Origin of the sequence: Pseudoalteromonas sp. A757 (genome assembly GCF_004103285.1) — a bacterium.
In the GTDB taxonomy this organism is placed as follows: Bacteria; Pseudomonadota; Gammaproteobacteria; order Enterobacterales; family Alteromonadaceae; genus Pseudoalteromonas; species Pseudoalteromonas galatheae.
This window is the reverse complement of record NZ_QNQN01000072.1, coordinates 216,756-237,543: the sequence shown is the minus strand read 5'-3', so window position 1 is coordinate 237,543 and position 20,788 is coordinate 216,756. Positions and strand designations below refer to the sequence as shown.

Sequence of the window (20,788 nt, the reverse complement as noted above, 5' to 3'; positions counted from 1 at the left end):
GTGATAAAATATATTACCGCTCTAAGTCATTTTTAGCTGGAATGGCCCGGGTGCTTTTGCTATACTATCGCCCCGTCTTGATTCTTATTTAAATTCCAATTTTCCTGAAATTTCTAGGGTTCGCATGAGTACAAAATTTATCTTCGTAACGGGCGGAGTAGTATCCTCCTTGGGTAAAGGTATTGCAGCTGCTTCTTTAGCCGCTATTTTAGAAGCACGTGGCTTGAAAGTAACGATTCTAAAGCTGGATCCCTACATCAATGTTGACCCTGGGACCATGAGCCCTATCCAACACGGTGAAGTATTCGTAACCGAAGACGGCGCGGAAACCGACCTTGATCTTGGTCACTACGAGCGTTTTATTCGCACTAAAATGACCAAGCGTAATAACTTTACACAAGGCCGTGTATTTGAAGACGTGTTGCGCAAAGAGCGTAGAGGTGAGTACTTAGGTGCCACTATTCAGGTTATTCCTCACATCACAAATGACATCAAGCGTCGCGTGCTTGAAGGCGCGGAAGGCCATGATGTTGCTATCGTAGAGATCGGTGGCACGGTTGGTGATATCGAGTCACAACCTTTCCTAGAAGCAATTCGCCAACTAGGCACAGAGCTTGGTCGCGAAAGTGCTTTATTTATGCACTTGACACTAGTACCTTTCTTAGGCCCTGCGGGTGAAGTGAAAACTAAGCCAACTCAGCACTCAGTGAAAGAGCTTCGTTCAATCGGTATTCAACCTGATATTCTGATCTGTCGTTCGGACCGTAAACTGCCAGCGAACGAACGCGCGAAGATTGCACTATTCACTAACGTAGAAGAAAAAGCAGTTATCTCACTACAAGACGTAGACAGTATTTATAAGATCCCAGCGCTATTGAAGTCGCAAGAGCTTGATAACATCATTTGTCGTCGTTTCTACCTTGAATGTCCGGAAGCGGATTTATCTGAGTGGGAGCAAGTACTTTATCAAGAGTCAAACCCTACTGGTGAAGTGACAATTGGTATGGTCGGTAAATATATCGAGTTACCAGATGCATATAAATCGGTTAACGAAGCGTTGAAGCATGCTGGTTTGAAAAACCGTTTGACAGTGAATATTGAATACGTTGACTCGCAAGATATCGAGAGTAAAGGCACTGAATTACTTGAGCATCTTGATGCTATCTTAGTACCTGGTGGCTTTGGTAACCGTGGCGTTGAAGGTAAGATTTTAGCTGCAAAGTATGCACGTGAAAACAAAGTACCATACCTAGGTATTTGTTTAGGGATGCAAGTTGCGCTAATCGAGTATGCACGTAACGTTGCAGGTCTTACTGGTGCTAACTCAACTGAATTTGATCTTGAAAGTCCACATCCAGTAGTTGGTCTGATCACTGAGTGGTTAGATGCAGATGGTAAGATTGAAGTACGTGATCACGATTCTGATCTGGGCGGCACTATGCGTCTTGGCGCGCAGCTTTGCCACTTAAAAGAAAGCTCTAAGGTGCGTGAAGTATACGGTAATGCCGAAATCGTCGAGCGTCACCGTCACCGCTACGAAGTAAACAACAACTATGTTGCTGAGCTTGAAAAAGCGGGTCTGCAATTTACTGGTCTGTCAGAAGACAAGAAACTAGTTGAGATTATCGAGAATAAAGATCACCCTTGGTTTATCGCGGCTCAGTTCCACCCTGAGTTCACGTCGACGCCTCGCGATGGTCACCCATTATTTGAAGGCTTTGTTGCGGCGGCATACAGCCACCAAAAAGCATCTTCGTAATAAGAAAAAGCCGTGCTCTTGCACGGCTTTTTTGTTGCAGAAGGTTTTGCAATAGGCGCTAATTATAGTGTTTATCGCCAAACTTTTTCTTATCTGCCAGCGCGTCAATGTGATACGTGTAAATTCTTCACTTTGCGAAGCCGCAGAGATAAGGCAAACTTTAAAGCGGGTTTATTGACCCTGAATTCGCCTGCGACAGAAGCAGTGCAACACACACCACTTTGGGAATAAGAGGAATCAAGATGTCAAAAATCGTTAGAGTGATTGGCCGTGAAGTTATGGACTCACGCGGTAACCCAACAGTAGAAGCGGACGTACACCTAGAGTCAGGTGCATGGGGCCGTGCATGTGCGCCATCAGGTGCATCTACGGGTACCCGTGAAGCACTAGAGCTACGTGACGGTGATAAGTCTCGTTACTTAGGAAAAGGTGTATTGACTGCGGTAAACTACGTAAATAACGAAATCGCGGCAGCACTTGAAGGTCAAAACGCGCTAGAGCAACGTGCAATCGACCAAATCATGTTGGACTTAGATGGCACTGAAAACAAAGAAAAACTAGGTGCGAACGCTATCCTTGCGGTATCTCTTGCAACAGCAAAAGCAGCTGCACAAGACAAAGGCGTGGCGCTATACGAGCATATTGCAGACATCAACGGTACAGCAGGCCAGTACTCAATGCCAGTTCCGATGATGAACATTATCAATGGTGGTGAGCACGCGGATAACAACGTTGATATTCAAGAGTTTATGGTTCAGCCTGTTGGTGCAAAAAGCTTCCGTGAAGCACTACGTATGGGTGCTGAAATCTTCCACAGCCTGAAAAAAGTACTGAAGTCACGTGGCCTAAACACTGCGGTAGGTGACGAAGGTGGTTTTGCTCCAGACCTTAAATCAAATGAAGAAGCGCTAGAGGTGATCGTAGAAGCGGTTGCTGCAGCTGGCTACGAAATGAACAAAGACGTAACGCTAGCACTTGATTGTGCAGCGTCTGAGTTTTACGTCGATGGCAAATATGACCTAAAGGGCGAAGGTAAAACATTCGACTCAGAAGGTTTTGCAGGCTTTTTGGCTGATCTTGCCGCACGTTACCCAATTGTATCAATCGAAGATGGCCTAGACGAAAGCGATTGGGCTGGCTGGAAAATCCTAACAGATAAAATTGGTGATAAAGTTCAGCTAGTGGGTGATGATCTTTTTGTTACTAACACTAAGATCTTAAAGCGTGGTATAGAAGAAAGCATTGGTAACTCAATCTTGATTAAATTCAACCAGATTGGTTCACTGTCTGAAACGCTTGATGCCATCAAAATGGCGCAAGACGCTGGCTTTACTGCCGTTATTTCACACCGCTCTGGTGAGACTGAAGACGCAACCATTGCTGATTTAGCAGTGGCAACAGCGGCAGGCCAAATTAAGACAGGTTCACTTTGTCGTTCGGATCGTGTAGCTAAGTACAACCAGTTACTACGTATTGAAGAGGCGCTAGGTGAAAAAGCGGTATACAAAGGCCGTAGTGAAATCAAAGGTCAGTAATTAGCATTACTTGATGTATTGTAAAAACGCCAGTTTAGCTACTGGCGTTTTTTACTGCTAGCGGTCGTCACCCCAAATTTCACAATTTGCTTGGCCATTTCTAAATGTCCAACAGACTTGAAGTGAATTACAAGCATCACCCATCGTCGCAGGACCATTACTCCCAGCAATAGCCGGCGTTATTTTAGTCACAAGTGTTTTGTTCACACTAAGTTCTTTAATCGATTTTTTTGAGCTTTAATTTCACTGTCCTTTCCTTCTATAAAAATACCAATCAAATCTACACAAGGTGTCGGTTGTTTTATACTTGTACTTTTGTGTGATAAATGAACAGTGGTTTTAAACACCAAACTCTTGCGCCAATATCGATTGAGTGAAATTGATTTTCAAATAAAAACCTCTTGGCAAAGTCTGCACTATTTTACCGTTAGGCCCAATTGCATCGGTGAGCGCTTTGGCATTTGCCGCCTTTGGCCTTATCTGCATGACTTCTCCAAGATGCCCTGAGATTTGCTCTACATGACCCGTAGCGATTAACTCGATTTGCTCTTCCCAGTCCCTTCGTAACAACTGTTCTTGATGCGCGTCCGGCCGCCATAAGAAGCCGTGTCCAATAACCCTATCTATTAAAGGAATTTCTCGTTCGGCTAATATGGGTAGCCAAAGAACATGAGCTAATTTCTTTTTAACACTCGATGCTTCCCATGTTAATCCCGTTAACTGAGTCAGCGGTACGACAGAAACATAGGTAGTCTCTAGCGGTTTGCCTTGATAGCCTATTGGCAAAGTCTTGAGTTCAACGCCAATATGCTCAAAATCAGGCACAGGCTTTGAGCCCGCGGTAGCACCTAAGGCTGCTTCTATGAGTTGTCCTACCCAGCCTTTTTCTTTGAGCAAGTCTTGTGGAGTTTTAAACGAGAGCTGCTGAGCGAGTTCACCCAATGTTAAACCGGCTATGTTTTCAACACGCTGCATAAGTTCGCCTACAGAGCGTGGTGGTGTAACTGATGGCAAGCGATACTCCTGAGTCTATTCCTTAAAAACACGATTATAAAAGAAATCATGTAGCTAAGTAAGTTGGTTATTTTACACTCAATTTAAGTACGGCTTATTATTTCAACCTTTGAATAAAGCAATAACTCCATTATCTATATGATAAATATGAAGTTATTTTTTCTTTGCTACAGTCAGTGTGCCTTGGAATTCTTATGGCTTTGGATAAATACAAGACTATAAACATAATTATCCACAGAATATGTGGAAAACCTGAGGTTTGAAGTGTGTATCTGTGGATTTGTTCGTAATTTGAACTGGTAAATACTTAGTTATGCACAAGTTGTGGGTAACTTGAGAGTATGCTGAGATAATTTAGGTATAGAATGGAATTAAATTTGCCGTGACGCGGGAGTTGTGGAACAATCATTAAAAATCGACTTATAAATGAGGCACTAAGGTGATTGATGCCGAAGGGTTTCGTGCCAATGTCGGAATAGTGATTTGTAATAATCAGGGGCAGGTTTTTTGGGCCCGTCGTTACGGACAACACTCTTGGCAATTTCCTCAAGGCGGAATAGATCAAGGGGAAACACCTGAGCAAACGATGTATCGTGAACTTCATGAAGAAGTTGGACTTAGGCCAGAAGATGTTGAAATAGTAGCAAGTTCTAAACATTGGTTACGTTACAAACTACCAAAAAGGTTAATTAGACGAGATTCAAGCCCAGTTTGTATCGGGCAAAAGCAGAAATGGTTTTTATTGAAACTTAGGTGTAAAGATGAAGACGTAGACTTATTACGTACGCATCACCCTGAGTTTGATGATTGGCGCTGGGTTAGCTATTGGTATCCAGTACGTCAAGTTGTATCGTTTAAGCGTGATGTCTATCGTCGAGTGATGAAGGAATTCGCTCCGTTTGCGATGCCATTTGGTAAACGTGAACAGCAAGGGCAGAAGGATTTCTGGCGCACAAAACGATAAAAAAAGGAGCAGCAGGTGTTAGCAACGTTAAGATCGATTGCTGAGTCAGTGGCACAGCAAAGTGACCTACAAAGCGCGTTAAATTGCTTTGTTACTATGGTTAAAGATGCCATGCACACTGAATGCTGCTCAGTTTACTTTGCCGATTACAGTCAAGATAATTTTATCCTGATGGCAACAGATGGCTTAAACCCTGAAGCAATCGGGAAATTCCGAATGGGATTTACTGAAGGTCTAGTCGGTCTTGTTGCCCAGCGTGAAGAGCCAATTAACGTTGCCCACGCCCAATCACACCCAAGATTCAAACTGTCACCCGAGGTCAATGAAGAAGGCTACAATGCTTTCTTATCAGTGCCTGTTGTACACCAGCGCAAAGTGCTTGGGGTTATTGTGGTGCAGCAAAAGGTTGCTCGTGTATTTAGCCATGACGAAGAGTCCTTTCTCATTACGCTTTCAGCGCAATTGGCTTCACAACTTGCCAACACTGAGATCCAAACTTTACTGCAACAAGATGCAAGCAGCCATAGAACCTCGGTGTTAAAAGGGGTATCGAGTGCACCTGGTATTGCCTTAGGTGATGGTTATGTGGTGTTGCCCCATATTGATTTTGCGAGTATTGAACCGCAGCATAGTGACAATATTCAACAGCAAATTCAGCTGTTTCATCAAGCAGTGGCTGCGACTCGGCAAGAGTTCCATATTTTAGCCAAAACCTTGAGTGATGATATTCCAAAAGAAGCGGTAGCCGTGTTTGAGGTTTACCAACAACTTTTGGATGCCAAGAGTTTAGGTAAACAAGTGGAGTCTGAGATACAACAAGGCTGGAACGCAAAAACAGCGCTAAAGCTTGTTATTGAAAAGCTTGTGGCTCAGTTTGATATGATGAGTGACCCTTATATCAAAGAGCGCGCGATTGATGTTAATGATATTGGCCTGCGCGTGCTCCAGCATTTAGTCTCGACTGAACAAGCTGTTAAACACTATCCAGACAATACGATTCTAATCGCCCATACCTTGACCCCAACTATGTTAGCGCAAGTACCAAAAGAAAAGCTCAAAGGGGTAGTCAGTGTGCATGGCTCGGTCAACTCTCATGCCTCCATTCTCACTCGCGCGATGGGCGTCCCCGCTATTTGGGGCATAGAAGACATTCCATTATTACAGTTTGATGGTAAGTCTATGATCATGGATGCGTATTCTGGACGGCTTTATATTTCGCCTTCGCAAATGTTGGTCAATGAGTATGTTGAAATTAAACGTAAAGACAATATTCTGCATGATAAGTTTGAAGCGGAACATGATTTGCCGCCTATTACACTCGATGGCGAGCGTATAAATTTACTCTTAAATGCTGGGCTTGATCTATCGACTGAAACATTAAGCGCCAGTTATTGCGATGGCGTTGGTCTTTATCGTACTGAGTCTTGGTTTATGCAAAAAGGCCAATTCCCAACACAATCGGAGCAAGAAATCTGGTATCGCGAGGTGCTATCACGTTATCACCCTGAGCCCGTAGTGATGCGGACTTTAGATATCGGTGGCGACAAAATTCTAGATTACTTTGATATCAAAGAAGAAAACCCATTTTTAGGGTGGCGGGGCATTCGTGTATCGTTGGATCATCCCGAGCTTTTCTTAGATCAAATCAAAGCGATGATCAAAGCAAACGCGGGTCTTGGCAACTTACAGATTATGTTGCCTATGGTGGGCCACAGTGAGGAAATAGATGAAGCGATGGGGCTTATTGAGCAGGCTTGTTTTGAGTTGCAAGACGAATGGGCTGACCCTTTTTACACCATCGACCGGCCAGAAATTGGCGTAATGCTTGAAGTACCATCTAGCGTGTACTTGTTGCCTGAGTGGTCGAAAAAAGTCGATTTTTGCTCTGTGGGCAGTAACGATTTGACGCAGTATTTATTAGCAGTTGATAGGACCAATGCACAAGTTGCGGATCTTTTTGACCCTTATCATCCCAGTGTATTACGAGTGTTAAATCAGATTGCACAACAGTGTGAATTACACGAACTGCCTTTTAGCTTGTGTGGAGAGTTAGGCGGTGAGCCTGAGGGAGCAATCTTGCTTATTGCAATGGGGTATCGCCGTTTGAGTATGAATATTTCTTCACTGAACAAAGTGAAATGGGTGCTACGTAGACTCAAAGTAACGGATATGGAAGCTCTACTTGAAAGTTGTTTAGCACAACCTTCATCTAAGCAAGTGCGCCGTATTATTAAAGAATTTATGATAGAGCATCATTTTGCAGAATTACTCTATACCAGCCACCAAGCAAAGGGTGCTTCTTAAGGCTATTTACGCTACCATTACGGCGCTATAAGAATAAGAGCTTGTTGATGGAAACTATTATACTCATCGTTGTACTTTGCGCTTTGCTCGGCTGTGCAGTTGGCTTTTTGGCAGGTCTGCTTGGTATCGGCGGCGGGCTGCTGATAGTCCCTATTTTATCTGTTATCTTGACCAAATTTAATGTTATACCCACAGATCAAGTGGTGTTAGTTGCAATTGCGACGTCTCTCGCCTCCATTATTTTCACTTCGACATCTTCAGCAAAAGCGCATCATAAAAATGACAATGTTCCATGGCACATTGCTCCATGGGTGATGTTAGGTGTGGCAGTCGGCGCCTTGGGGAGTGGTTTTGCCGCAGTGATGTTGCCAGAAAAACTGGTCAGAATTATTTTTGTGGTTAGTGTTGTGGGTATTGCATTGAAAATGGCGTGGAGCTCCAGAAAACCGCCACAATCAACCAGAGCTATACCGCAAGGACCGATATTAGCAATGTTAACCTCGGTAACGGGGGCGCTGTCTGCAATGATTGGTATTGGCGGGGGGGCATTAATCGTCCCACTACTGACATTTTTCTCTGTTGATATGAAAAAAGCGATAGGATGTGCGTCTGCCAGTGGTATCGTTATCGCTATCTTTGGCTCCTTTGGCTATATCGCCTCTGGCAGCCAACATGTGGATATTGAGCATGGATTTTTAGGTTTTGTCTATTTACCGGCTTTGTTTGGTATAGTGGCAACTTCATGGTTTATGGCGCCTATTGGTGCTAAAGCTACGCACCACTTACCAGTCACAACGATTAAGAAAGTGTTTGCGGCGTTACTCATTGTTATCGCTGGCAATATGTTAATGAATTAAGGAAAGGCTATGGCTTTGCAGTTTCCACAGATAGACCCTGTGATTTTTTCCATCGGACCGTTAAGTGTTCGTTGGTATGGATTAATGTATTTAATCGGCTTTATGTTCGCTATGTGGTGGGCAGGGAAAGAAGCAAAAAAACCAAACTCTGGTTGGAATAAAGACCAAGTTGGCGACCTAGTTTTTTACTGTATGCTCGGGGTGATCTTGGGCGGGCGAATTGGTTACGTGTTGTTTTATCAATTCTCTCATTTTATTGAAAACCCGCTTTATTTGTTTAGGGTGGACCAAGGCGGTATGTCTTTTCATGGCGGCGCATTGGGCGTTATCACGGCGATTATCGTGTATGCGCTTAAAAATAAACGTTCAATTTTATCGGTAGGCGACTTTGTCGTTCCTATGGTGCCTGTTGGGCTGTTTGCCGGTCGTATCGGTAACTTCATTAATGGTGAGTTATGGGGTCGTGTAACAGATGTTCCTTGGGCATTTATTTTCCCTACGGGCGGTCCACAGCCGCGCCACCCATCACAACTTTATGAAGCGTTTTTTGAAGGGTTGGTATTGTTTGTGATGCTGGTATGGTTTAGGCAAAAACCGCGCCCAGCGGGCAGTGTAGCAGGTCTATTTTTAGCAGGTTACGGTGTCTTTCGCTTCTCAATCGAGTATTTCCGAGAGCCAGATGCACATATAGGCTTGTATGGTGGCCTTATTTCTCAAGGTCAGATCTTATCTCTCCCTATGGTGATTGCAGGCACTATCCTTATGGTGTGGGCATATAAGCGAGAAGGTAGCAACCCATCTACTGGGCAAGTTAAAAGTTAAAGAGTAGCGAACAATGAAGCAATATTTAGAATTGATGCGCCATGTGCGTGATAATGGCACAAAAAAAGAAGACCGCACGGGCACAGGTACAGTGAGTGTTTTTGGGTACCAGATGCGCTTCAACCTGCAAGAAGGCTTTCCGCTTGTAACGACGAAAAAGTGTCATCTACGCTCGATTATTCACGAGCTACTTTGGTTCTTGCAAGGCGATACTAATATCAAATATCTTAAGGAAAATGGCGTTAGCATTTGGGATGGCTGGGCAACCGATGAAGGCGACTTGGGCCCGGTATATGGCAGCCAATGGCGTTCTTGGACGGGGCCAAATGGAGAAGTGGTTGACCAAATCAAAGATGTTGTTGAGCAAATCAAAACCAATCCAGATTCTCGTCGCTTGATTGTGAGTGCATGGAACCCTGCGCTTCTGCCTGATACTAGCTATTCACCAAAAGAAAACGCAGCAATGGGCAAACAAGCGTTACCACCTTGCCACACGTTATTCCAATTTTATGTACTAGATGGCAAGCTTTCTTGCCAGCTTTATCAACGCAGTGCAGATATTTTCTTAGGTGTGCCCTTTAACATCGCAAGCTATGCACTGTTAACAATGATGATTGCACAAGTTTGCGACTTAGAAGTTGGCGATTTTGTTCACACTTTCGGTGATGCTCATCTATATTTAAATCATATGGAACAGGTTGAAGAACAATTAAGCCGTGAACCGTATGCAAAACCTACAATGCGAATTAACCCTGAAGTAAAGGATATATTCGACTTTAAATTTGAGGACTTTGAGTTGGTAGACTATCAATGTCACCCTCATATCAAAGCACCAGTCGCTATTTAGGAGTTAACATGAAAGCCGTTATTCCAGTTGCAGGTTTGGGTACAAGGATGCTGCCTGCCACTAAAGCTATACCAAAAGAAATGCTACCGATTGTCGATAAACCGCTTATCCAATACGTAGTCGACGAGGCTGTGGCAGCTGGAATTCGAGAAATTGTTTTAGTTACTCATTCAAGTAAGAATTCGATTGAAAATCATTTCGATAAAAGCTTTGAGTTAGAGGCAACCCTTGAGCAGAGGGTTAAGCGACAGCTACTAGAAGAAGTACAATCAATTTGCCCCAAAAATACGACTATTATTCAAGTTCGTCAGGGGGAGGCTAAGGGGCTTGGACACGCAATCAATTGTGCCGCTCCGGTGATCGGAGATGAGCCATTTGTTGTAATGTTGCCCGATGTGTTGATTGATGCCGCTGCCAGTGACTTACGTACAGAAAACTTAGCTCAGATGATAGAGCGCTTCGAACAGGGTGGCTTTAGTCAAGTCATGGTAGAGCCTGTGCCAGAACACTTAACCTCTCAATTTGGAGTTGTTGATCTACACGGTGAAACACTTCCCCCCGGTGCATCCAAGTCAATGTATAGTATGGTTGAAAAGCCACCTGAGGGCGCTGCACCCTCTAATTTGGCTATTGTAGGACGTTATGTATTAAGTAAGTCCATTTGGCCGATGTTGGCAAAAACGCCAGAGGGAGCAGGTGGTGAGATCCAATTAACAGACGCTATCGCAATGATGATGGAGACAGAAGAAGTACAAGCGTACGCTCTATGTGGAAAAAGTCATGACTGCGGAAGCAAAATCGGCTATTTAAAAGCCATAGTTGAGCATGCTTTACGGCGAGAAGCATTTAGTGAAGAACTATCTTCTTTCATTAAATCAATTATTTCAAAAAGTAAATGAATTACCTTTAGTTAAAAAGGTGAATTTTTGCGATAAAAGCATTTGGCTATTCAAGTTAGCTTAGGTAGTATTGGGTACTAAATGGATTTTAGTTGTAACTCGCTGTGCGTATTCACTTTTTTATTCTTTCCTTGCTCACTCTATTTCCTATGCTATCGGGCTGTAGTAGTCATCAGCATTCAGTTATGCAGCTCGACGAGCAACAACTGGAGAGTGTTGAGCGCCTTAGTCTTTTAGAGAGCGACTTATCTACCTTGTTGAATTTATTAGAGCAACAGGCAAATGTTGTGGACGTTCAAAGCGCTATTCGTCCGGCACAAAAAGTTAAGCGTTACTCTGCAACGCAACATGAGCAATCGCAGTCGATAGATAGCATACAACTCAAGCTTTTTCCTATTTTTAAGCACTCCGTAACGCAATTAAAAAGGCATCAAGCATTATTATCTACCATCAAGACCCGACTTCCGAGTCTATTTTCTGATGCTGAGATAGCTGTAAAAGATTTTAATAATAGAAGCTGGGCAACTATCTCAGGGTTGAAATCAACGCAAGAAGCAAAAGCGTACTGTCGCTTTTTTTCTATACAAAGTCTTGATTGTAGGAGATTATTGTTTTAATTTTCACTAAAGTTTTCCCATTTAGGAACGATAAAGAATTAGCCACCAAAAAACGGTATTTCGGTGGCGACAAAACTACCTCTAAAGGAATTTAAAAATGAAAACACTGATTAAGTCTGCGCTTATCGCAAGTTCTATTTCCGCGGCTTTACTTACTTCTTCAGCAATTGCTAAAGATACTGCTCGCCTTGAAGTTAAAGTAGAAGTTAAAAACTTATTTTCAGCAGAAGCCGGTGATCCGCTTGATTTCGGTATTATTCGAGTGCAGGGCGATGCAGCTGATGTCGCTACGATGAAGATTGAGGCGGATCCTTCACTGCCTGATCCTGAAATCAAGAGTCCTGGTGGCGCAGTGATAAACCTTATTAGTGCAGGTGGAGCTGGCTCTATCAATATCACCGATGCAGCACCAAATACTGAGTTAACGATTACGGTACCGGCTTCAGCTACGATTGATAGTGTAGGTAATGCCTCTTTTGATTTAAAGGATTTTGAATTTTTTGTGGTAAGCGGCGGGCAACCAAATAGCGAAGTGTCAAACAACAAGTTTAGAGTTGACGCAAATGGTGCTGCAACGCTTTCAGTTGGCGCAACATTAAGTACGAAAGCACTTTCTGGAACAGAGACCTATGGTGGTGGTGTTTACACCAGTAAAGTTGATATCGAAATCGCTTACTAAAAAATGTGGCTTTACATTGCACTGGCAGTACTTCTAGCCAGTCACGTGGCCAAAGCTCAAGATATATCGGTCATTAAGAAATTGAGCTTTGGCACTATTGCGATTATTGATCAAAATAGCGCAGGTACAGTGACGATAGAGCCTAATGTTAGGCCACAAACCTCAAGTAATATTTTATTTGTAAAGTTTGGTCACGCTGCGGAAATCCTATTGAACGATTTTCCCCACAATCGCCAAATTAGTGTCCAATCAACCGTTTATAATGACTGGTTCGGCTATTGGAACCTTGGCGCATCTGATGCTTTTCAGTTGACGGAGCTTTATCACGAGAACGCGGTTTACACGAATAGTGTTGGATCTGCTGAATTTAAAGTCGGTGGTCAATTGCGATTTGCTGGGAATGGTAACTCCCTATCGGATGGGGTACAAACCTTAAACGTTGAAATAACTTTGTCTTACTAAATTATGAAGAAACTAGTATTAACGCTGCTTTTGTTTTGTTGCTGGAAAGTGAGCGCTAACTTAATGATAACGCCAACACGGATTGCTTTTGAAGAACGTCAAAGAATTGAGAGAGTTACTATCATCAATAATGGTGATGTGACCAAGTCCTACCGACTTGAATTTCAAGAGAAGCTAGCGCTTAAAGAAGGTGGTTATGCCAACTTTGCCGAGCAAAAGATGAATCCAATGGCAGCTAGCCATTTTGTGCGGATTTCACCTAGGCAAGTAACGTTAGGACCCGGTGAGCGTCAGGTAATAAAGCTGGCTGTGCGTAGAAAAGCAAATATGGAGCAAGGGGAGTATCGTTCACATTTGCTCTTTAGGGAGCTGCCGAGTGATAAGGGCAAACTGCAAGAAGGTATCAATATAGACGTGCTGATGAGCTATAGCATTCCGGTTGTGCTGCGAATTGGTAAGACGCATCCGCAAATACGGCTTGAAGATGTCATTTTAAGCAGTGCAAAAAGTGGTCGTCAGGAAATTACGGTACTGCTTAGTCGAACAGGAAAATATAGTAGCTTTGGCGAACTATCTGCTTATTGGCAGGGAAAAAATGATGTTAACCCAGTGCGGATAGGTGTGTTGAATAAATTTGCGGTATATCCGGAACTTAACCAAAGAAAAGTGGAGTTTGCAATAGATCCCGCAATAAAGCTCGGGCCACCAGGTAAAATCCTAATAAAGTATGTGGGTGATGAGGAATACTCAGACCGTACTTTCGTAGATGACTTTGTATCTTTATAGCTTGGAATAAATGACCCTGATGAGAGCATCGGCTATTTGGTGTGTGTTACTAATAGGCATGCTATGTTATCAGTCTGCTGTTGCATCTCAGGCTGATACTTTGCAACAGCTATTAGAGCGGATTGAAAGAGTTAAGGCAAAACTCACCATACAACAAAGTGAACGAGTAGTTTCTCGAATTGATGTGGGTACGGAACTATTCTTATCTGCTTATAAGGGGAACTTATACTTAGGTGAAGTCATTGCGATTACTTCGGATCAAGGTGTCAACGTAGAACTCTTGAGCCTATTTTCAGCCTTGGGATTTGTGGCATCAGAAGACGGCTCGGGAAATTTTAGCGGTTGGTTCTTTACTTCTGACAACACCTTTAGCCTCAAAACTCAGTCGCTTTTAGTTGAGAGTAAAGGACAGCGGACGCAATTGAGTGATAGAGAAGTTCAGATCATCAATGGCGAGGTGTTTCTAGCTGATTATATTGTTGCGACTTTATTCGACGTCAGTCTATTTACCAATATACAAGACTTATCTCTGACCGTGAAGAGTAAGCAAATTCTGCCAATAGAAGCTCAGCAACAGCGATTAGGGCGAGAAGTAGTTAGCTTTGACCGCAATGCTAGTGCAACGTTACCTTGGCGATCAAGCCCTTATCAAAGCATTGGTAAACCAGTCTTGGATGCGCAGATAAATACACAGATCACCGAGGGCTATAATCGAACATCTTATTCCTTACTTGGTTCACAAGACATTGCTTATTGGCAAGCTCAGTACTTTATTGCTGGTAGAGAAGGGGATGTCATTAATCGCTCGCGATTGTCACTCAATCGAGCCTCAAAAAAAGCCGATGCTCTGCCGTTTGGCAACTTTACCAAGGTATCGCTCGGTGATGTTCAGAGTGTTCAAGTTGGAGTCGATGCATTAAATAATGAAGGGCGAGGAGTTAGCTTCGGTAACGCGCCGTTGGATAAGCGTACTAACCGTCAGCGCATTGTTATTTCTGGTCCAGTTCAGGTGGGATGGGACGTAGAACTTTATCGAAATGGGTTACTGATAGGGCAAGAAAATAATGTCCAATCAGGGCGCTATGAGTTTGAAAATGTTGACTTATTATTTGGTGAAAACACTTTTGAACTAGTGATGTATGGAGGTCAAGGTCAAGTATCAAAAGAAGTGCAAACATACTATGTTGAACAAAGCGCAGTGAATGAAGGCGAAGGGTTTTATGCCGTATCAATAACTGAAACGGGCAAAAGTATGCTTGGAGACAAAACGGCATTATCGGGCACTTCAAGCTGGCAAGTAAATGGTCGCTTTGACTACGGTCTCACTGAAAATTTTGCGGTGTATGCAGGTTTGCAACATCGTCAAGGTATGAAAAATAGTGCGTCAGAACAATACTTTTCAACGGGATTCAACACCAATATTAACAAACGACTATTACTGGATGTAGACTACAGTAGGAGCGAAGAGAACCACCATCTCTCTGCAAATACTCGAACTCGTCTACTTGGGCAACAGGTAGGTGCTAAAGTTGAACTAAAGGAAGAGCTAGAGCTGGATGAAAATTCGACGGAGATAAAATTAACAGCGGCAGGAGAGTGGTCTCTTTTTGACGCTGCTAAGATTTATTATCGTGCTGAATACTTGCATCTTGATAGAGCTAATAAAGACATCACAGAGCAAGCGTCGCTACTGTTTAGTACAGGTAATTATTGGGGCTCTTTCAGTAACCAATTTGTATGGCAAGAGATGGCAAATCAAGCTAGCAACGTGAGCGGCTATTTGCGCTGGCAACGCAGAGTCCTTGGCGTGTATAGTCGTTTTACTACTTGGTATGACATAAAACCTTTCAATGAAATGACAGCCGTAGAGCTCGAATTAAGTAAAGAGCTAAGTTCTGAGCTTGATCTTGGCGTTACCTTTTACAAAGACTTTACCGAAGATTACTATAAAACTGAACTTGGATTGAGCTGGAACCATGATAAGTTTAGGTTGTTAACGGACTTACAGTATGACAACGAGGATAACTGGCAAGTAGGTCTATCTGGGCAAGTGAGTATAGGTGCGGGCGAAACGGTAGAGCAGGTTTTTTTAACTAGTAAACGCTTGTCGCAGTTTGGCTCTTTGATGGTTCGTGCTTTTATCGACCAAAACAACAATGGCTATCTTGATGACGGCGAGTTACCGCTTGAAGGGGTAACTATAAAAGCATTACAAAATTTTGCACAAGGTAAAACTGACGACGACGGTATTGCGCTATTACCTTCAATGGTTAATTACAAACGAACAGATATTGTTGTCGATACAGACACGATCCCCGAACCCTTTTTAATTCCCGCTAATGATGGCTTTTCATTCACTCCAAGACCCGGTCATATTGAATTCGTTGAAATACCATTTGTAAACTCGTCGGAAGTTGAAGGGGTTATCGAAATTAATGAGGGTACCGAACGCCGACCTGCTGGATTCACCACCGTGAGTTTACTTGATGAAGTGGGCAACGAGGTCGCGCGCACTCAGACGGCATATGACGGTTACTATGTATTTACTGGTTTGAAGCCAGGGACTTATCGTACAGCGATAAGTGATGCGAAAAGGCTCGCGGTAGCCAGTACTCAACAGGTAGAAGTGGAGTTAAGTGCAGAAGGGGACTTGCTACTTGATGTTAACCTCGAATTACAACAACAGCGATTAACTACGCAAGAGTTTGCCGTAGTTGGACGTTTTAAGACACTAACAATATTAAAAGTTTATGCGGCGATTTTAGCAAAGCGCTACCGAGCAATGTTCCGCGGTGGCTTTGGGTATGCGCAAAAAGAAGGGAGCGCGACTTATTTGCTTGTCTTAAGAGATAGTGCTTCACAAAATGCGGCAAATATTTGCCAAAATCTAATTCCCTTTAAAGTTTCTTGCACCGTGGAATCCTTAACTATTTATGAAAGAGAAAACAATGCAATTAATTAAGCGGTATTTTATTATGCTCAGCTTCGTAGCGTTGAGTGGTTGTCAATCAACTAGGGACGAGAGCCAACCTGACACACTGCAAATGAAGAAGCAATTATCTTTACTTGAGCAACAGGTTAGTACCTTGCAACGGGAAGTCGAGCAGCTTAGAGTGCTAAAGCAACAGGTCGCCAAGTTTGAAGAGGTGCAGGAGGATTTAGATGTTATTGCTATGCAGTTATCAAGCACACTCACAAAGCAAAAAGATGCTGAACTCTTTACAAAGCAGCCTGAGCACGTAATTGAGCAAGAGACAAAGCTTGTGAAGAAACAAGCCAAGCCTGAGGAAATAGCTGAATTTGCAATCCAATTGGCCTCTACAACAGAGTATGCCAAGCTTAGGAAAACTTATGAGCAGCTTAAAGATAAGCTACCGCAAGACTTTGCAACAAGCGAAGTGAATATTGAACAAGTCGATATTCAAAGTACGAAGTACTACCGACTCAAACTAGGTGCATTCATGGACAAGGCCTCTGCATACAGAGGTTGCCAGCAGCTAAAACAAGCGGGCTTCAGCTGCTTGGTTAGTCACTATACGAATCACCGACTCTAAAACTTGGTGCGTATTTTGCTTCTCACCAAATAAGTTTATCGTGGGTTTGGTGAAATGAAATATCTAGTACTCATAATGGTTATGTTTATGGTCGGATGTACAAACGGCCATCAATTTGGCAAGAGGGAAGCGACCCAGCAACAAGAAGCCCTACCTGATTTGGATACATTTGGTGCTCAGTTAGCCGTGGAGTTAGGCCAATATGTTCGGCCGTTCAAGCCCAATTCAACGGTTGCCGTGACGAGTTTTTTTAGGGCTAATCAGCTAGATAATACCTTGGATGGCCAAGGTTTTGGTTTGGGCTTGGCCCTGCAAGAATCCCTTATGACTCACCTAAGCCAAATGGGAGCTGATGTTGTGGAATACCGCCTCAGAAACGCTTTATCTTTACAAAGTTCTGCCGATAGTATGTTAAGTCGAGAATTGGATATGCTGAATCAGCGCCAGAAAATTGACCTTGTCGTAGTCGGCACAATCGTGGAAAGCCGAGATACCTACTTGGTCAATGCAAGGCTTGTGGATACGCTTCATAATCGTTCTGTTTCAGCCGCATCAATCAGTATACCTAAAATTGCGATGTGGGGTACTGAGCGAGTTACGAATCGCAACGGCCAAATTATACGAAGCCAATATTAGTGGAGATGAGAGTAATGAAAAAAGTATTAAGTTTGGTTTTGCCTCTTTCATTGATGGTTGGCTGCGCCCAAAGTAATTTTTTTGCAGTTGATGGCGCACAGACTGAACCTGTTCGTAATGGCTTTGAGAAATCTTCGATGTATCAAAGCAATCCAAATGGGATGAAGCAATTCTCAGTTTCTCAGCAGATGGCGGGTAAAAATGTGACCCATTATGTGCAGGGTATTATGCAAGACATGGTAGCAAACTTGAAACACGTGAATGAGAAAACACCAGTTGCGGTGACAAGCTTTGTATTTTTAGATAAAGAATTTGATAAAGGCTCCTTACTGGGTAACCAATTGGCTGAAAGCTTTATTCATGAACTTCATGCATTTGGGATCCCCGTTGTAGATTTTAAAACAACGGACTATATCAGGGTCACACCCGAAGGCGACTTTATTTTTAGCCGTGATTTCTTAGAGTTATCTGACGACCATCCTTTTTTGTATGTGCTAGGCGGTACATTGGTTAATCATCAGGGCGGAGTGATGGTTAATGCCAGAGTGGTAGGGCTCAGAAGCAAAAGTGTCGTGGGCTCCGCTCAAGGCTTTTTGCCGCAAAATGTGGTCAATGCCTTGCAAGATGGCGCGGCATACGATGGCATTCGTATAGAGCGTGCAAACTAACTCGGAGGCTATAATGAAAAATGTAGTACTATTTGCGACAACACTTGCTTTACTTGGGGGCTGCGAAATGACAAAACAGGTGGCTCCAGAATCTACAGAAGCGCAGCAATCCGATATGGAAATATTGTACGCTATGATGAAAGAGCAAGAGCGTAATGAAGCTTCTCAAGCCACGGCAATGCAAGATATTGGCTTTATTAGCTACCGTCATCGCAAAGAAATTGCCAACTATGCTAATCAAATAGCTTTGGAACTGTCAGATACTGTTTTAGGGCAAAAGCCGGAGTCGATAGCGGTAGCCAGTTTTGTTAACTTTAATGAATCATTAAGGGATACTAACCAGTTAGGAAACCAATTGGCTGAGTCTTTAATGCACCAAATGCAAAAGCTGGGTTATCAAGCGCTAGACTTTAAAGCGCTTGGAAAAATAGAAGTGACATCCAGTGGCGATTTGACTTTTTCTCGTAACGCAAGCCGCTTGAGAAATGTGCAATCACCGAGTCATTTACTTACAGGTACTATGGTTTACCGTCCACGAGGCGTGGAGGTGAATGCAAGATTGTTAGAGTTTAACACCAGCTTAGTTATCGCAAGCACTATGGTGACCATTCCATACTTTATCCTTGATGAGCAGGCAACCGCTTCAAGATAACATTTCAGACAGCGTTTTTTAGACGAGAATAAAATTTAGGTTTTATTAAAAAACGCTATCCAATTTCTTATTCAAACCGTAGGGCAAGCAATGGAAAGTGCGGTAGTAGGTCGTAACTGTGTATATTCGCCTACTTATTAACTCCATTTATTCCTGCGAATAATTTGACTATTAATCTTTAAAAGTTCATTAAGATCAGTATACTAAAGCGAAGTCATTGAGATGCAGTACGACCGGTAGTCAACAAATCTCGACTTTAATTGGTATTAAGTAACGCAGACCTCGCTAGTGAAGGTCATAAAAGGTGATTGTTACCTGATATTTTAAAGATTGTCCCCATAGTTTAATGGATAAAACAAGGCCCTCCTAAGGCTTAGATGTAGGTTCGATTCCTACTGGGGACGCCATTAGTATTCACTTCTGCGTGGAATTACCAGAGTAAATGGGCGGCGAAAGGATGTTGTAGAGTGTGTAAAGCTATCGAAAAACCTGTCTTTTGCAAGTGGTAGTCTTAACGCTACAGCTCAAACTCATTCTCATTTTCCATTTGAATTTCAACTAAGTCATTAATTTGGACATTATGAAGTGGGCGATTGCTGATGTTTACTGCAATGGCGTTTTGCGCATTCACTTGGATCACTTGCAACTTATTAATGGTTTTAATTTGATGCATAAACACTTTACCATCGACATTAGTCAGCGGATTGCTATGCGCTACGTTAAGGATCTGGCCATTCTCTAAGCCATGCATACGGCCCAAATTAATAACGACTTGTTCATCATCAATATGTAGGATTTTGCCATTGGTTGGTAAGCAGGCGACCGCTGCGTTTAAATCAGTTGCGATTTGTGTCAGCGTGGTTTGGATCTCATCTGCATAATCTGTCTGCCAAAAGCGCTCACTGTACACATCGATTAATTTGGTTTTCTTAAACGGCCACACGCCTTGAGTCGCATATTGCTTTTGCCATACCCTTTCATGAGAAAGCGCATCAAACAGCGCAAAGTCTACCTTGAAGCTTCTTAAGTATTTATCACTTTGCCAAAATGCGAGGTCACTATTAAGTTTATCGACACTAGCAATATCAGTAATTTGACTCAGTAGTACAAACTGGCTGTTGGTATTTGCTGTAATGGTTTCGATTAGTTGTTCATTATAATCAAAACGCTGGCTGAAAAAGCGGCTAACATCTATGGTCTGTGCAAAATAGGGAACGGGCTCTAAGCTCAACTTTTGTTCGGTCATTGTCTGATATAGACGCTCGCTGACCACTTTATTTATGTCAAAAATTTGACCTAAAGTTGCTTGGTGTTTATTTTTTAACTGGCTTTGTGTGACTGCAACCTGTTTATTGTATGCACTGGTCGGGCACTGAGCACTCTGTGGGGTAATATCAATATGTAATGTCACTTGCCATGAGTCACCGACTTTGGCTTCAGCAATTACGTTGGCGCTTTGAATCTCAGCATTTGAGCGGATCTTAAGTTGATCTTGGGTGAGCACACCATCGGTGACGGTTTGTACACTGCTTACCGAAGCCCCAGAAAACAGCAAAGCTTGTGTAATGGCATCGTTTACCGCCTTTCTTTTTGCTTTTTGATGATCGCCATTTTTAACGTCAGCCATGCCAGTAACTTCAAACCATTCAGCATAAGCAGGATTAGTTAAGGTGATACACAACAATGATAGACTGCTCGCAAATTGCTTTTTCATGTTTAAATGCCCAGATCAA

Annotated in this window: 20 protein-coding genes and 1 tRNA gene; 18 read left to right on the top strand and 3 right to left on the bottom strand. The window is 42.9% G+C overall.

Features of this window, described 5'->3' with window-relative positions; translation table 11 throughout:
* The first annotated feature begins 124 nt into the window (after window positions 1–124).
* Together DRB05_RS16725 and eno are read left to right on the top strand one after the other, a co-directional pair.
* On the top strand, window positions 125–1,759 hold the full coding sequence (locus tag DRB05_RS16725) for a CTP synthase (RefSeq protein ID WP_128727930.1): 1,635 nt from the start codon (window positions 125–127) through the stop codon (window positions 1,757–1,759).
* Window positions 1,760–2,001: 242 nt separating this feature from the next.
* Complete coding sequence (gene eno, locus DRB05_RS16715) at window positions 2,002–3,294, top strand: phosphopyruvate hydratase (RefSeq protein ID WP_128727928.1); 1,293 nt, start codon at window positions 2,002–2,004, stop codon at window positions 3,292–3,294.
* A 57-nt stretch (window positions 3,295–3,351) separates the two neighbouring features.
* Here the strand turns inward: eno and DRB05_RS22670 are convergent, their stop codons facing one another.
* Together DRB05_RS22670 and mutH are read right to left on the bottom strand one after the other, a co-directional pair.
* Window positions 3,352–3,501 carry a hypothetical protein gene (locus tag DRB05_RS22670; protein ID WP_161568699.1) on the bottom strand — a complete coding sequence of 50 codons (150 nt, stop codon included), beginning with the start codon at window positions 3,499–3,501 and terminating at the stop codon, window positions 3,352–3,354.
* A gap of 132 nt (window positions 3,502–3,633) precedes the next feature.
* Window positions 3,634–4,308 carry a DNA mismatch repair endonuclease MutH gene (mutH, locus tag DRB05_RS16710; RefSeq protein ID WP_128727927.1) on the bottom strand — a complete coding sequence of 225 codons (675 nt, stop codon included), beginning with the start codon at window positions 4,306–4,308 and terminating at the stop codon, window positions 3,634–3,636.
* Between the two features lie 439 nt (window positions 4,309–4,747).
* Between mutH and rppH the strand changes: the two genes are divergently transcribed.
* From rppH to DRB05_RS16630, 16 genes are all read left to right on the top strand, one after another.
* The gene (gene rppH / locus DRB05_RS16705; RefSeq protein ID WP_010369331.1) at window positions 4,748–5,272 is read left to right on the top strand and encodes an RNA pyrophosphohydrolase; all 525 of its coding nucleotides are present in this window, start codon (window positions 4,748–4,750) and stop codon (window positions 5,270–5,272) included.
* Between the two features lie 15 nt (window positions 5,273–5,287).
* Window positions 5,288–7,576 carry a phosphoenolpyruvate--protein phosphotransferase gene (ptsP, locus tag DRB05_RS16700; protein WP_128727926.1) on the top strand — a complete coding sequence of 763 codons (2,289 nt, stop codon included), beginning with the start codon at window positions 5,288–5,290 and terminating at the stop codon, window positions 7,574–7,576.
* A 47-nt stretch (window positions 7,577–7,623) separates the two neighbouring features.
* Window positions 7,624–8,433, top strand: a complete 810-nt coding sequence (locus tag DRB05_RS16695; protein WP_128727925.1) for a sulfite exporter TauE/SafE family protein — start codon at window positions 7,624–7,626, stop codon at window positions 8,431–8,433.
* A gap of 9 nt (window positions 8,434–8,442) precedes the next feature.
* Window positions 8,443–9,255 (top strand): prolipoprotein diacylglyceryl transferase, encoded by an 813-nt coding sequence (gene lgt / locus DRB05_RS16690; protein ID WP_128727924.1) that lies wholly within the window; start codon window positions 8,443–8,445, stop codon window positions 9,253–9,255.
* A 13-nt stretch (window positions 9,256–9,268) separates the two neighbouring features.
* Window positions 9,269–10,102, top strand: a complete 834-nt coding sequence (locus tag DRB05_RS16685) for a thymidylate synthase (protein WP_128727923.1) — start codon at window positions 9,269–9,271, stop codon at window positions 10,100–10,102.
* A gap of 8 nt (window positions 10,103–10,110) precedes the next feature.
* On the top strand, window positions 10,111–11,001 hold the full coding sequence (gene galU, locus DRB05_RS16680; RefSeq protein ID WP_128727922.1) for a UTP--glucose-1-phosphate uridylyltransferase GalU: 891 nt from the start codon (window positions 10,111–10,113) through the stop codon (window positions 10,999–11,001).
* 104 nt (window positions 11,002–11,105) lie between these two features.
* Window positions 11,106–11,618 carry a hypothetical protein gene (locus DRB05_RS16675; protein ID WP_128727921.1) on the top strand — a complete coding sequence of 171 codons (513 nt, stop codon included), beginning with the start codon at window positions 11,106–11,108 and terminating at the stop codon, window positions 11,616–11,618.
* Between the two features lie 97 nt (window positions 11,619–11,715).
* Complete coding sequence (locus DRB05_RS16670; protein ID WP_128727920.1) at window positions 11,716–12,297, top strand: DUF4402 domain-containing protein; 582 nt, start codon at window positions 11,716–11,718, stop codon at window positions 12,295–12,297.
* Between the two features lie 3 nt (window positions 12,298–12,300).
* Window positions 12,301–12,759 (top strand): DUF4402 domain-containing protein, encoded by a 459-nt coding sequence (locus DRB05_RS16665; protein WP_209319020.1) that lies wholly within the window; start codon window positions 12,301–12,303, stop codon window positions 12,757–12,759.
* Window positions 12,760–12,822: 63 nt separating this feature from the next.
* Window positions 12,823–13,545: a fimbria/pilus periplasmic chaperone gene (locus tag DRB05_RS16660; RefSeq protein ID WP_128727919.1), complete on the top strand. Its 723-nt coding sequence runs from the start codon at window positions 12,823–12,825 to the stop codon at window positions 13,543–13,545.
* Window positions 13,546–13,555: 10 nt separating this feature from the next.
* Complete coding sequence (locus DRB05_RS16655; protein ID WP_240036262.1) at window positions 13,556–16,507, top strand: hypothetical protein; 2,952 nt, start codon at window positions 13,556–13,558, stop codon at window positions 16,505–16,507.
* On the top strand, window positions 16,494–17,099 hold the full coding sequence (locus tag DRB05_RS16650) for an SPOR domain-containing protein (protein ID WP_128727918.1): 606 nt from the start codon (window positions 16,494–16,496) through the stop codon (window positions 17,097–17,099). Before DRB05_RS16655 ends, DRB05_RS16650 begins: the two co-directional genes overlap by 14 nt.
* A gap of 54 nt (window positions 17,100–17,153) precedes the next feature.
* Complete coding sequence (locus DRB05_RS16645; RefSeq protein WP_128727917.1) at window positions 17,154–17,735, top strand: FlgO family outer membrane protein; 582 nt, start codon at window positions 17,154–17,156, stop codon at window positions 17,733–17,735.
* 14 nt (window positions 17,736–17,749) lie between these two features.
* Window positions 17,750–18,403, top strand: coding sequence for a FlgO family outer membrane protein (locus tag DRB05_RS16640; RefSeq protein WP_128727916.1), 654 nt, complete (start codon window positions 17,750–17,752; stop codon window positions 18,401–18,403).
* A 13-nt stretch (window positions 18,404–18,416) separates the two neighbouring features.
* The gene (locus DRB05_RS16635) at window positions 18,417–19,055 is read left to right on the top strand and encodes a FlgO family outer membrane protein (RefSeq protein ID WP_128727915.1); all 639 of its coding nucleotides are present in this window, start codon (window positions 18,417–18,419) and stop codon (window positions 19,053–19,055) included.
* Window positions 19,056–19,387: 332 nt separating this feature from the next.
* Window positions 19,388–19,462 (top strand) — tRNA-Arg (locus DRB05_RS16630).
* A 110-nt stretch (window positions 19,463–19,572) separates the two neighbouring features.
* Here the strand turns inward: DRB05_RS16630 and DRB05_RS16625 are convergent.
* The gene (locus DRB05_RS16625) at window positions 19,573–20,769 is read right to left on the bottom strand and encodes a flagellar assembly protein T N-terminal domain-containing protein (protein WP_128727914.1); all 1,197 of its coding nucleotides are present in this window, start codon (window positions 20,767–20,769) and stop codon (window positions 19,573–19,575) included.
* Window positions 20,770–20,788 lie beyond the last annotated feature (19 nt).